This is a genomic window from Variovorax sp. GW821-FHT10D07, assembly GCF_059415325.1.
The window spans coordinates 109073-122220 of sequence record NZ_JBWKMZ010000010.1 but is presented as its reverse complement, the minus strand read 5'-3'; the positions used below and the strand labels follow the sequence as shown (position 1 = coordinate 122220).

Sequence of the window (13148 nt, the reverse complement as noted above, 5' to 3'; positions counted from 1 at the left end):
TTTCATCACCCCACCCACGAACGAGGCATACCCATGAGCAACATCGCATCGCAGGGCGCCAAGCCGCGCCGTTTCATGATCGTCGGCGCGGGCCAGTCGGGCCTGCAACTGGCGCTGGGCCTCCAGCGCGAGGGCCACGAGGTGACCGTGGTCTCGAACCGCAGCGCCGAGGACATCCGCACCGGCCGCGTGATGTCGAGCCAGTGCATGTTCGACGCCAGCCTGCAGATCGAGCGCGACCTCGGCATCGACCAATGGGCCGACGCCTGCCCGCCGGTCGAGGGCATCGGCTTCGCCGTGCCGCATCCCGAGAAGCCCGGCGAGAAGCTGCTCGGCTGGTCGCACCGCCTCGACGCGCCCGCGCGTTCGGTCGACCAGCGCGTGAAGGTGCCGGCCTGGATGAAGACCTTCGAGGAACGCGGCGGACAGATCCTGTTCCAGGACGCGGGCATCGAGGACCTCGAGCGCTGGACCCAGTCGCACGACCTCGTGATCGTCGCCGCCGGCAAGGGCGAGATCGCACAGATGTTCGAGCGCGACGCGCAGCGCTCGCCCTACGACAAGCCGCAGCGCGCGCTGGCCCTGACCTACGTGCACGGCATGACGCCGCGCCCCGAGTACTCGGCCGTCAACTTCAACCTGATCCCCGGTGTCGGCGAGTACTTCGTGTTCCCCGCGCTGACCGTGACAGGACCGTGCGAAATCATGGTGTTCGAGGGCGTGCCTGGCGGGCCGATGGACTGCTGGGCCGACGTGAAGACGCCCGCGCAGCACCTCGAGCGCTCGCTGTCGATCCTCGACACCTTCACGCCCTGGGAGGCCGAACGTTGCCGCGACGTGCGCCTGACCGACGACAACGGCATCCTGGCCGGCCGCTTCGCGCCCACGGTGCGCAAGCCGGTCGGGCGGCTGCCCTCGGGCCGCGCCGTGCTCGGCATGGGCGACGTGGTGTGCCTCAACGACCCGATCACCGGCCAGGGCTCGAACAACGCCGCCAAGTGCGCCGATGCCTACCTGCGCGCCATCCTCGCGCAGGGCGAGGGCGCCTTCGACGCGGACTTCATGCAGTCGGCCTTCGACGGCTACTGGCGCTATGCGCGCCACGTCGTCGAGTGGACCAACGCGATGCTGCAGCCGCCGCCCCCGCACGTGCTCGAGGTGCTGGGCGCGGCCCAGGGCAACGCGGCCGTGGCAGGGCGCTTCGTCAACGGCTTCAACGATCCGCGCGACTACGCCGAGTTCTTCATGACGCCCGATGCGAGCAGCGCCTACCTGCGCTCGCTGGCGCCGCAACCGGAGGCGGCCTGACCATGCGCGGCGAGTTCCGGGCCATCGAGTCGCTGCGCTGCGAACCCAACGTGGGCGCGGCGACTTCCGGCGCGCCATGCGCTGCCTGGTCGGCGCCGTGACCGTGGTCACGAGCACCGACGGGCAGACGCCCGTGGGCCTCACGGCCACGGCCGTGACCTCGTTCTCGGCCGAGCCCGCGCGCATCCTGGCCTGCGTCAACCTGCAGGGCAGCAGCTTCCGCACCATTGCGCAAAGCCGCCGCATGGCGGTCAACCTGCTCGCGCTCGACCAGTCGGCGCTGGCGCTGGCCTTCTCGCGCCAGGGCGAGGCCGGCGAGCGCTTCGATCCCGCGCACTGGGAGACGCTGGTGACCGGCGCGCCCGTGCTGCGCGGCGCGCTCGCGGTGTTCGACTGCGTGGTCGACGAGATGATGGTGGCGCACAGCCACGCGATGCTGATCGGCGAGGTCAAGGCCGCGCGCATCACCGACGCGCAGGGGCTGCCGCTGCTCTATGCCTGCGGCCAGTTCACCACCCTGCGCGACGAGTGCGTGCCGGCCTGAGCGCCGGCCGTACCGCCCACGATCCAGAGATTCGGAACAAGGAGAAAGACATGACAGCTCAGAAGGGCCGCTGGCTGCAGGTGCCGGCCATCGACGGCAGCGGCAGCTTCCGCGCCTACCTCGCCACCCCGGCCTCGGGCAAGGGCCCCGGCATCGTGCTGGCGCAGGAGATCTTCGGCGTCAACGCCACCATGCGGCAGGTGGCCGACTACTACGCGGAAGAAGGCTACGTGGTGCTCGCGCCCGACCTGTTCTGGCGCCAGCAGCCCGAGGTCGAGCTCGGCTATGCGCCCGACGACTGGCAGAAGGCCTTCGCGCTCTACAAGGGCTTCGACGAGGACAAGGGCACCGAGGACGTGGCCGCTTCGCTGGCGCTGTTGCGCTCGCTGTCCGAGCAGCAGGGCAAGGCCGGCGTGCTGGGCTTCTGCATGGGCGGCAAGCTCGCCTACCTCGCGGCCTGCCGCACCGACGCCGACGTCTGCGTGGGCTACTACGGCGTGGGCATCGAGCAGCGGCTCGAGGAGGCCGAGCGCATCCAGGGCCGGCTGGTGCTGCACATCCCCGAGCTCGACGGCTTCTGCCCGCCCGAGGCGCGCTCGCGCATCGTCGAGACGCTCGGTGCGCGGCCTGGGTGCGAGCTCTATGTCTATCCGGGCGTCGACCATGCCTTCGCACGGCTGGGCGGCGACCACTACCACAAGCCCTCGGCGCTGATGGCGCACGAGCGCAGCGTGGCCGCGTTCCGCCGCGAGATGGGGCCGCACTACGACTTCTCGGCGCTGTGGGACAAGCACTGCGAGTACGAGTTCGGCACCCGCAACGTGGCCGACACCATGGCCACCATGGTGGCCGAGCCCTACGTCAACCACATCCCGACCATGACCGGCGGCGTGGGGCACGCGATGCTGAGCCGCTTCTACCAGCACCATTTCGTGAACAGCAATCCGCCCGACACGCGGCTGGTGCCGATCTCGCGCACGGTGGGCGCGACGCAGATCGTCGACGAGATCCTGTTCAGCTTCACCCATACCTGCGAGATCGACTGGCTGCTGCCGGGCGTGGCGCCCACGGGCAGGCCGGTGGAGATTCCGCTGGTGGCGATCGTGAAGTTCCGCGGTGACAAGCTCTACCACGAGCACATCTACTGGGACCAGGCCAGCGTGCTGGTGCAGGTGGGGCTGCTCGATCCGAAGGGCCTGCCGGTGGCCGGCGTCGAGACCGCGCGCAAGCTGCTCGACGAGACGCAGCCCTCGAACACGCTGATGGCGGCCTGGTCGCGTTCGGGCTGAGAGGGCTGGACTAGAGAGCGGGCTCCCGTCCCGCGAGAGGAGGGAGCCACGGAGGCTCCCTACAATGAATCGGTCTCTCGATCCGATTCAATGAAAACAGTCAACAAGTCCGTTCTCATCTGGTACAGCGCCGAAGAGATGTACGCGCTGGTCACCGATGTGGCGAAGTACCCCCAGTTCCTGCCCTGGTGCGACAAGGCGCGCGTCATCGAACAGGACGAGGCCGGCATGACCGCCGAGGTCGGCCTGGCCTTCGCGGGCCTGCACCAGAGCTTCACCACGCGCAACACCCACGTGCCCGGCCGCGAGGTGCAGCTCAAGCTGGTCGACGGGCCGTTCTCCAACCTCGACGGCCACTGGAAATTCGTGCCGGTGGGCGAGGGCGGCGAACGCGCCTGCCGCGTCGAGCTGCACCTGAGCTACGGCTTCAGCAACTTCGCGCTGCAGGCCCTCGTGGGCCCGGTGTTCGACACCATCGCCTCGAGCCTGGTCGAGGCCTTCGTCAAGCGCGCCGAGCAGGTCTACGGCGCAGCCTGAAGCCCCCGATGATCGAGGTGACCCTGAGCTGCTCGCCGGCGCCGCGCGAGGTGTTCGAGGAGCCGCTGCGCCTGCCCACCGGCGCCACCGTGAATGACGCGATCCGCGCCAGCACCCTGGCGCAGCGCTTTTCCGCGCTCGATTGGCGCCAGACGATGACGCCCGGCATCTGGGGCCGGACCGCCGATTGGGACGATGCACTCGAAGACGGCGACCGCGTCGAGCTGTGCCGCGCGCTCGAGGTCGATCCGAAGGTGGCGCGGCGCGAGCGCTTCCAGCAGCAGGGCGCGCGCGGCACCGGGCTGTTCGCGAACCGGCGCAAGGGCGGCAAGGCGGGGTACTGAGCCGCTCGGCGCGGCTTACTTGCAGTCGCTGTCGATCACCGACTGCAGCCGGCGCTGCTCGGCCACGCGCTGGTTGTCGTCGAGGATCTCGCGCTCGCCCTTGGCGTTGACGCGCGCGATGCGCATGCCGCTGTCCATGGTGGCCTTGCTCTCGCGGGCGCGGCTGCAGTTCTCGGCCTTGGCCTTGACCAGCTTCGCGGCCTCGGCCGCCTGCTTGGCCTTCTCGTCGGCCTCGGCCTTCTTTGTCTTTTCCTCGAGGTCCTTGTCGACCGTCGGCGCCTTGGGCGCGGCTGGCGCAGCCGGTGCCTCGGCGCCCTTGTCGGTGGTGGCCGTGCCCTCGGGCGCCGCCACGCCTGAGCCGGTGCGCGCCGGCGGGCCGGCGCGACGCACGATGTTCTTCTCGGGAATGTCGGTCGGCGGCGGCTGGTCGCTGAAGACCTTCTTGCCGTTCTTGTCGATCCATTGCCATTGGGCGTCCGCGGCCAGGGGCAGCAGGCAGATCGATCCGAGCAGGAGGCTGAGCAGGAACTTCATGGGGCGCAAGTCTAGCGATGCCTTACGTTTTGCAACAGGCAGTGATTGGTTTTCGCCGCCGTCCGAAGAGCGGGCAGTGGGCAAATGGCGACGCGGGAGGCGACGGGCGGGCGATAGGCCCGCACCGCGCGGGGCCGAGCCGCGGTGAGCCCGCCAGCATACCCCGCGGCCTCGTTACAATCCGTCTTTTGGAGCCTCACCCATGCGCCTTCTCGGCAAAGCGCTCACCTTCGACGATGTGTTGCTGGTGCCAGCGTTCTCCCAGGTCCTGCCCAAGGACACCTCCCTCGCCACCAAATTCTCCCGAAACATCACGCTGAACATCCCGCTCGTCTCGGCGGCGATGGACACCGTGACCGAAGCCCGCCTCGCGATCGCCATCGCGCAGGAAGGCGGCATCGGGATCGTGCACAAGAACCTCACCGCGCAGCAGCAGGCCGCCGAAGTGGCCAAGGTCAAGCGCTACGAATCGGGCGTGCTGCGCGATCCGGTGGTGATCACGCCCACGCACTCGGTGCGGCAGGTGATGGCGCTGTCGGACCAGCTCGGCATCTCGGGCTTCCCGGTGGTCGACGCCGGCCGGGTGGTCGGCATCGTGACCGGGCGCGACCTGCGCTTCGAGAACCGCTACGACGTGCCAGTCAGCGAAATCATGACGCAGCGCGACCGGCTGATCACCGTGCCCGACGGCACCACGCTGGCCGAGGCCAAGGCGCTGCTCAACAAGCACAAGCTCGAACGCCTGCTCGTGATCAACAGCGACTGGGAGCTCAAGGGCCTGATCACCGTCAAGGACATCACCAAGCAGACCACCTTCCCCAACGCCGCGCGCGATGCCTCGGGCCGCCTGCGCGTGGGCGCGGCGGTCGGCGTGGGCGAGGGCACCGAGGAGCGCGTCGAGGCACTGGTCAAGGCCGGCGTCGATGCCATCGTGGTCGACACCGCGCACGGCCACAGCAAGGGCGTGATCGAGCGCGTGCGCTGGGTCAAGCAGAACTATCCGCAGATCGACGTCATCGGCGGCAACATCGCCACCGGCGACGCCGCGCGCGCGCTGGCCGAGGCCGGTGCCGACGCGGTCAAGGTCGGCATCGGCCCGGGCTCCATCTGCACCACCCGCATCGTGGCCGGCGTGGGCGTGCCGCAGATCATGGCGGTCGACAGCGTCGCCACCGCGCTGCACGGAAGCGGCGTGCCGCTGATCTCCGACGGCGGCGTGCGCTACTCGGGCGACATCGCCAAGGCCATCGCGGCCGGCGCCAGCACCGTGATGATGGGCAGCATGTTCGCCGGCACCGAAGAGGCGCCCGGCGAGATCGTGCTGTACCAGGGCCGCAGCTACAAGAGCTACCGCGGCATGGGCTCCATCGGCGCGATGCAGCAGGGCAGTGCCGACCGGTACTTCCAGGAATCGACCACCGGCAATCCCAACACCGACAAGCTCGTGCCCGAGGGCATCGAGGGCCGCGTGCCCTACAAGGGCTCGATCGTCTCGATCATCTACCAGATGGCCGGCGGCGTTCGCGCCAGCATGGGCTACTGCGGCTGCGGCACCATCGAAGAGATGAAGAACAAGGCCGAGTTCGTCGAGATCACCACCGCCGGCATCCGCGAGAGCCACGTCCACGACGTGCAGATCACGAAGGAAGCGCCGAACTACCGCGCCGAGTAAGCGGTGGCTGAACCTGATTCTGGCCAGACCTTGAAATTCGGGCCAGATCAGGTTTAGAATTCGGGCCAGATTCAAATTTTCTGGCCCCAATGCAATCCATCGGCATCGCTGAAGCCAAGAACAACTTCTCGGCCCTGATCGACTCGGTCGAGAAGGGCGAGGAGGTGCGCATCACCCGCCACGGCAAGGAGGTGGTGCGCATGCTGCCGGTGCGGCGCAAGCCGGTCATCACCGACGAGCAGATCGCGCGCGAACTGGGCCAGATCGACGCGCTGCATGCCGCCATCCTTCCGGGCACCTCGGCCGGCGCGCTGCTGAACCAGGGCCGCCAGCCATGACCGCCTTCGTCATCGACGCCTCGGTCACCGCCGCCTGGCTGCTGCCCGACCACGCAAACGAACACACGCGCAGGCTCTACGCCGCTATCCGCCGCGACGAGGTCGAGCCGCAGGCGCCCAATGCCTGGCAGTGGGAGTGCGCCAACGTCATCGCCAACGGCGTGCGCAGCGGCCGCATTCCGTCCTCGGCCGTCGAGGGCCTGTGGAGCGTGCTCGATGCCATCCGCCATCGCGTCGAGCTGCACGAGCTCGCGCCGGCCCAGCACAAGGCCGTGCTCGCCGTCGCCATCGATGCCGGCGTGTCGCTCTATGCCGCGGGCTATCTCTGGCTCGCGCGCTCGCTCGGTCTTCCGCTCGCCACTTTCGACGAGCAACTCATCCAGGCCGCGCCGCAAGCGGGCGTCCGGCTGTTCGACATTTCAACGCTCTGAGTCCCCGCCCATGCAACACGACAAGATCCTCATCCTCGATTTCGGCTCGCAGGTCACCCAGCTCATTGCGCGCCGCGTGCGCGAGGCCCATGTGCTCAGCGAAGTGCATCCCTGCGACGTCAGCGACGAATGGGTGCGCGAATACGCGGCCGACGGCCACCTCAAGGGCGTGATCCTCTCGGGCAGCCATGCCAGCGTGTACGAGGAGACCACCGACAAGTGCCCGCAGGCCGTGTTCGACCTCGGCATTCCCGTGCTCGGCATCTGCTATGGCATGCAGACCATGGCGCACCAGCTCGGCGGCAAGGTCGAGGGCGGCCACAAGCGCGAGTTCGGCTTCGCCGCCGTGCGTGCCCATGGGCACACCGCGCTGCTCAAGGAGATCGCCGACTTCACCACGCCCGAGGGCCACGGCATGCTCAACGTGTGGATGAGCCACGGCGACAAGGTGACCGAGCTGCCGCCGGGCTTCAAGCTCATGGCCAGCACCGACAGCTGCCCCATCGCCGGCATGGCCGACGAGGCGCGCCGCTACTACGCCGTGCAGTTCCATCCCGAGGTCACCCACACCGTGCAGGGCAAGGCCATCCTCGAGCGCTTCGTGCTCGGCATCTGCGAGGCCAAGCCCGACTGGGTCATGCGCGACCACATCGCCGAGGCCGTGCAGAAGATCCGCGAGCAGGTGGGCGATGAGGAGGTCATCCTCGGCCTCTCGGGCGGCGTCGATTCGAGCGTGGCCGCCGCGCTGATCCACCGCGCCATCGGCGACCAGCTCACCTGCGTCTTCGTCGACCACGGCCTGCTGCGCCTCAACGAGGGCGACATGGTCATGGAGATGTTCGAGGGCAAGCTGCACGCCAAGGTCATCCGCGTGGATGCCAGCGAACTGTTCCTCGGCAAGCTCGCCGGTGTGAGCGACCCCGAAGCCAAGCGCAAGATCATCGGCGGCGAGTTCGTCACCGTGTTCAAGCAGGAAGCCGCCAAGCTCAAGGCCGGCGACGGCGGGCACAAGGGCGCCACCTTCCTCGCGCAGGGCACCATCTATCCCGACGTCATCGAGAGCGGCGGCGCCAAGAGCAAGAAGGCCGTCACCATCAAGAGCCACCACAACGTCGGCGGCCTGCCCGAGCAGTTGGGCCTGAAGCTGCTCGAGCCGCTGCGCGACCTGTTCAAGGACGAGGTGCGCGAACTCGGCGTCGCGCTCGGCCTGCCGCCCGAGATGGTCTACCGCCACCCGTTCCCCGGCCCGGGCCTGGGCGTGCGCATCCTCGGCGAAGTGAAGAAGGAATACGCCGACCTGCTGCGCCGCGCCGACGCCATCTTCATCGAGGAGCTGCGCAACTTCACCGACGCCGAGACCGGCAAGACCTGGTACGACCTCACGAGCCAGGCCTTCACCGTGTTCCTGCCCGTGAAGAGCGTCGGCGTGATGGGCGACGGCCGCACCTACGACTACGTCGTCGCGCTGCGCGCCGTGCAGACCAGCGACTTCATGACCGCCGACTGGGCCGAGCTGCCGTATGCGCTGCTCAAGAAGGTGTCGGGGCGGATCATCAACGAGGTGCGGGGGATCAACCGGGTGACTTACGACGTGTCGAGCAAGCCGCCGGCGACGATTGAGTGGGAGTGAGGGCTCTGCCATAAATAGCCGCGGTCCTCAGCGGCTATTTTTTTGTACATTCAACGGCTTTGTCCGTCTTACGGTGGAAGCCGATCGCGAAATAAATGGCTCTCAAGAAATCAGAACTCTATTCCTCGCTCTGGCAAAGCTGCGATGCGCTGCGCGGGGGCATGGACGCCAGCCAGTACAAGGACTACGTGCTGGTGCTGCTGTTCATCAAGTACGTTAGCGACAAATACGCCGGCAGGCCGTACCAGCCGCTCACCATCCCGCCAGGCGCCAGCTTTGCTGAAATGGTGGCGCTCAAGGGCAAGAGCGACATCGGCGACCAGATCAACAAGAAGATCGTTGCGCCATTGGTGGCGGCCAACTCGCAGCTGTCGCTGTCCGACTTCCCGGACTTCAACGACGCTGCCAAGCTCGGCACCGGCAAGGAGATGGTGGACCGACTGACCGACCTGGTCGCGATCTTCGAGAACAAAGCGCTCGACTTTTCGAAGAACCGCGCCGACGGCGACGACATCCTCGGTGACGCCTACGAGTACCTGATGCAGCACTTTGCCACCGAAAGTGGCAAGAGCAAGGGCCAGTTCTACACGCCGGCCGAGGTAAGCCGCATCGTCGCGGCGGCGCTGGGCATCGCCACCGCGCCGACCACGCACCAGACCACCGTGTACGACCCGACCTGCGGCTCGGGCTCGCTGCTGCTGAAAGTGGCTGACGCGGCGCCGACCAAGGTGGCGCTGTACGGGCAGGAGAAGGACGCCGCAACCAGCGGCCTGGCGCGCATGAATATGATCTTGCACGACCAGCCAACAGCCGAGATCAAGCAGGGCAACACGCTGGCCGACCCGAAGTTCCGCGACGGCAAGGCGGGTAATGAAAGCCTCAAGGTCTTCGACTACGTGGTGGCCAATCCGCCGTTCTCCGACAAGCGCTGGAGCACCGGCATCGACCCGCTGCATGATCCCTGGCAGCGCTTCGAAAGCTTCGGCGTACCGCCGGCCAAGCAGGGCGACTACGCCTACCTGCTGCACATCGTGCGTTCGCTCAAGAGCACCGGCCGAGCGGCCTGCATCCTGCCGCACGGCGTGCTGTTCCGCGGCAACGCCGAGGCCGATATCCGGCGCGCGCTGATCCGTAAGGGCTACCTCGAAGCCATCATCGGCCTGCCGGCCAACCTGTTCTACGGCACGGGCATCCCGGCCTGCATCGTTGTCATCGACAAGTCGCGCGCGGCCGAGCGCGTGGCCGCCGGCACCGGCATCTTCATGATCGATGCCAGCCAGGCCTTCATGAAGGACGGCCCCAAGAACCGCCTGCGCGAGCGCGACATTCACCGCATCGTCGACACCTTCCAGCGCCGGCAGGACGTGCCGCTTGTCCCGCGGTACGCCCGGCAGGTGAGCCTGCACGACATCGAGAAGAACGAGTACAACCTCAACCTGCCGCGCTACATCGACAGCCAGTTGCCCGAAGACCGGCAGGACATCGAAGGCCACTTGCGCGGCGGCATCCCCGAAGCCGACGTCACGGCGGCCGACAGCCTGGTCAGCCGCTACTGGGCCGTGTGCCCGCAGCTCGAACGATCACTGTTTCGGGAGAATCGCCCCGGCTACGTCGATCTGGCGGTGGACAAGGCGGCGATCAAGTCCACCATCCACGGCCACCCCGAATTCGCCGGCTTCATCGCACGCATGAACGCGCACTTCACCGCCTGGCGCGACGTGCAGGCCAAGGCGATGAAGGCGCTGCGCCCCCACACGCCTGAAGCCAAGCCCCGGCGTGTGATCGCTGAACTCTCCGAAAGCCTGCTCGCCCACTACCTTGACCAGCCGCTGATCGACGCCTACGCGGTCTACCAGCACCTTATGGACTACTGGGCGCAGACGATGCAGGACGACTGCTACGCCATCGCCGCCGACGGCTGGAAAGCGCAGGCTTATCGAGTGATCGAGACCGACAAGAAGGGCAAGCAGAAGGACAAGGGCTGGGCCTGCGACCTGCTGCCCAAGCCGCTGATCGTGGCGCGCTACTTCGCGAAGGAGCAGGCCGCGCTGCAGGCGCTGCAGGCTGAGCTGGAAGGCACGAGCTCCAAGCTGGCCGAACTGGAAGAGGAGCACGGGGGCGAGGACGCAGCCTTTGCCAGCTTCGACAAGGTCAACGTCGCGGCGGTGAAGGAGCGGCTGCGCGAGATGGAAGGCGAGGTGAAGGCGGAGATCAAGGCGGCCAAGGGCGGCAAGTCAGGCAAAGCTCTGGCGGCTGACGGTGGCGAGGCCGGAGAGCCGGTCGCCGAAGAACTGTGCGTGCTGCTGGAGTGGATGAAACTCGCGGCCGAAGAGTCGGCGCTGAAGAAGCGAGTGAAGGAGGCCGATGCGGCGCTGGATGCGGCGGCGTATGCGAAGTACCCGAAGCTGAGCGAGGTCGAGGTGCAGGCGCTGGTGGTGGAAGATAAATGGCTCGCCACGCTGGACGCGGCGGTGCATGGCGAGATGGACCGGCTGAGTCAGCAGCTCACAGCGCGGGTGAAGGAGTTGGCGGAGCGCTACGAGTCGTCGCTGCCGCAGTTGAACGAGCGGGTGGCGGAACTGGAGACGCGGGTGCACCGGCATCTGGAAAGGATGGGGTTCGCATGGAGGTGAGGGAGACCACCGCCGTCTATCGAATTCTGGATCGGAGCGCCAGCGAACGGCAGGATACCGATGTCGGTGCCTTGCCGAAGGATTGGCGTGTTGGTCGATTGCATGAGCTCGCGACGATAAGAACAGGCATCGCGAAGAATGGCGGCGCAGAGATCGACAACCCAGTCCTCGTTCACTATCTGCGCGTGGCAAACGTTCAGGACGGATACCTAGATCTGTCCGAGATGAGTCAGCTCAAGGTCCGCGCGGAAGACGTCAAGCGATACGCAGTCCTTCCCGGCGACATGCTGATGAACGAGGGGGGTGACCTCGACAAACTCGGGCGTGGCGCACTGTGGAGGGGCGAGTTCGACCCCTGCGTTCACCAGAACCATGTCTTTGTCGTGCGCTGCGGAGCTCAATTGCTACCGGATTTCCTCAGTGCTTGGACTGGTTCGACAAACGCGCGCCGGTTCTTCATGCTGGCGGGGCGCCAAACGACGAATCTCGCCTCGATCAACAAGACTTCATTGGGACAGTTTCCGGTTCCTCTTCCGCCTACGAAAACTGAGCAGAAAGCCATCACCGAAGCGCTCTCTGATGCGGATGCCCTGATCGCATCCCTGTCGCTGCTGCTGGCCAAGAAGCGCCAGATCAAACTAGGCGCCATGCAGGAACTGCTCACCGGCAAGAAGCGGCTGCCGGGGTTCACCGATGATTGGAATGAGGTTTCCCTCGGATCAGTGGCCACGATAACGATGGGCAGAACGCCGTCGCGGCTCAGACCAGATTTTTGGGGAAACGGTCAGAAGTGGCTGTCGATTGCAGACCTAAGAGAGAAGGTTGTTCGGGAGTCGAAGGAAGAGATTACGGAAGCGGGCGCAGCGGACATGACGGTCATTCCCGAGGGAACGCTGCTCATGAGTTTCAAGCTGTCCATTGGGCGCTTGGCTTTCGCAGGGTGTGACCTGTTCACGAACGAAGCGATTTGCGCCTTTCGAAGCCCCGCCACGAATGCCGAGTTCCTTTACTACGCATTGCAGCGTGTCGATTTTTCCCTTTTCGGGAAGCAAGCGGTTAAGGGCTACACGCTGAACAGTGAGTCCTTGAAGTCGGTCACGGTCACAGTTCCGAGGAGTCGCGACGAGCAGTCAGCGATAGCTCGGATTCTTGCTGACCTGGATCTTGATATCGACGGCATCGAGGACAGGCTTGTCAAAGCTCGGCAATTGAAGCAAGGCATGATGCAAACACTGCTCACCGGCCGCATCCGTCTGGTGCAACCTGCCTCGAACGCCCTCCCGCTACCCACCAAGCCAGCAGCGAATCTGCCTCCCGCACGTCCCAACCACAACTGGCAAATCAACGAAGCCGTCGTCATCGGCGTGCTGGCGCAGCGCTTCGGCAGCGAGCAGTTCCCGCTGCCGCGCAAGCGGCGCGTGAAACTGACCTACCTGCTGCACCGCCATGCCGAAGGCTGCGCCGAGGGTTACCTGAAGAAGGCTGCCGGCCCCTACGACCCGAACACCAAGTACAAGGGCCCGGAGCAGATCGCGCTGAAGAACGGCTACGTGCGGGCGCTGCGCAAAGACACCTATGAAGGCATCGTCGCCGGCGAAAAGATCGAGCAGGCGCAGCGCTACTTCGAGCAGTGGTATGGCTCTGCAACGCTTGAATGGCTGGAGCGATTCCACTACCGCAAGACCGACGACCTGGAACTGCTGGCGACCGTGGACATGGCGATGGTGGATCTGACAGCCAATGGCGAGCCAGCCGACGTGGCCAGCGTTAAACGCATCATCGCCGCGCATCCGGAATGGTTGCCCAAGCTGTCGCGTGAGTTGTTCTCGGACGAGCGCATCGCCGCCACCATCGCCGAGTGCCAGACACTGTTCGGCGGCTGACCGCC

At 66.5% G+C, this 13148-nt stretch carries 12 protein-coding genes; 11 read left to right on the top strand and 1 reads right to left on the bottom strand.

From position 1 onward, the window contains the following. Positions 1-33: 33 nt before the first annotated feature. The 5 genes from AC07PU_RS26410 to AC07PU_RS26390 all read left to right on the top strand — a co-directional run bounded on the left by AC07PU_RS26410 (position 34) and on the right by AC07PU_RS26390 (position 4022). Positions 34-1308: a styrene monooxygenase/indole monooxygenase family protein gene (locus AC07PU_RS26410; protein WP_495321509.1), complete on the top strand. Its 1275-nt coding sequence runs from the start codon at positions 34-36 to the stop codon at positions 1306-1308. 76 nt (positions 1309-1384) lie between these two features. Further along, positions 1385-1852: a flavin reductase family protein gene (locus tag AC07PU_RS26405; protein ID WP_495321508.1), complete on the top strand. Its 468-nt coding sequence runs from the start codon at positions 1385-1387 to the stop codon at positions 1850-1852. Between the two features lie 50 nt (positions 1853-1902). Beyond that, entirely contained in the window at positions 1903-3141 is a 1239-nt protein-coding gene (locus AC07PU_RS26400) for a dienelactone hydrolase family protein (protein ID WP_495321507.1), read from the top strand. Positions 3142-3231: 90 nt separating this feature from the next. Continuing rightward, positions 3232-3678, top strand: coding sequence for a type II toxin-antitoxin system RatA family toxin (locus AC07PU_RS26395; protein ID WP_203205969.1), 447 nt, complete (start codon positions 3232-3234; stop codon positions 3676-3678). 8 nt (positions 3679-3686) lie between these two features. Further along, entirely contained in the window at positions 3687-4022 is a 336-nt protein-coding gene (locus AC07PU_RS26390; RefSeq protein WP_495321506.1) for an RnfH family protein, read from the top strand. Positions 4023-4037: 15 nt separating this feature from the next. Here the strand turns inward: AC07PU_RS26390 and AC07PU_RS26385 are convergent, their stop codons facing one another. Beyond that, positions 4038-4556, bottom strand: a complete 519-nt coding sequence (locus tag AC07PU_RS26385; protein ID WP_495321505.1) for a DUF4124 domain-containing protein — start codon at positions 4554-4556, stop codon at positions 4038-4040. Between the two features lie 202 nt (positions 4557-4758). Here AC07PU_RS26385 and guaB point away from each other — a divergent pair, with 202 nt between their 5' ends. From guaB to AC07PU_RS26355, 6 genes are all read left to right on the top strand, one after another. Further along, the gene (gene guaB, locus AC07PU_RS26380) at positions 4759-6228 is read left to right on the top strand and encodes an IMP dehydrogenase (RefSeq protein WP_093341788.1); all 1470 of its coding nucleotides are present in this window, start codon (positions 4759-4761) and stop codon (positions 6226-6228) included. Positions 6229-6317: 89 nt separating this feature from the next. Then, a complete protein-coding gene (locus tag AC07PU_RS26375) occupies positions 6318-6566 on the top strand; it encodes a type II toxin-antitoxin system Phd/YefM family antitoxin (RefSeq protein WP_057591697.1) in 249 nt (82 codons plus the stop codon). After that, positions 6563-6997 (top strand): type II toxin-antitoxin system VapC family toxin, encoded by a 435-nt coding sequence (locus AC07PU_RS26370; RefSeq protein ID WP_495321504.1) that lies wholly within the window; start codon positions 6563-6565, stop codon positions 6995-6997. Before AC07PU_RS26375 ends, AC07PU_RS26370 begins: the two co-directional genes overlap by 4 nt. A gap of 10 nt (positions 6998-7007) precedes the next feature. Then, the gene (guaA, locus tag AC07PU_RS26365) at positions 7008-8627 is read left to right on the top strand and encodes a glutamine-hydrolyzing GMP synthase (protein ID WP_093341790.1); all 1620 of its coding nucleotides are present in this window, start codon (positions 7008-7010) and stop codon (positions 8625-8627) included. A gap of 95 nt (positions 8628-8722) precedes the next feature. Continuing rightward, positions 8723-11260 carry a type I restriction-modification system subunit M gene (locus tag AC07PU_RS26360; RefSeq protein ID WP_495321503.1) on the top strand — a complete coding sequence of 846 codons (2538 nt, stop codon included), beginning with the start codon at positions 8723-8725 and terminating at the stop codon, positions 11258-11260. Continuing rightward, positions 11251-13143, top strand: a complete 1893-nt coding sequence (locus tag AC07PU_RS26355) for a restriction endonuclease subunit S (protein ID WP_495321502.1) — start codon at positions 11251-11253, stop codon at positions 13141-13143. The genes AC07PU_RS26360 and AC07PU_RS26355 overlap by 10 nt, the downstream gene beginning before the upstream one ends. Positions 13144-13148: the final 5 nt, after the last annotated feature.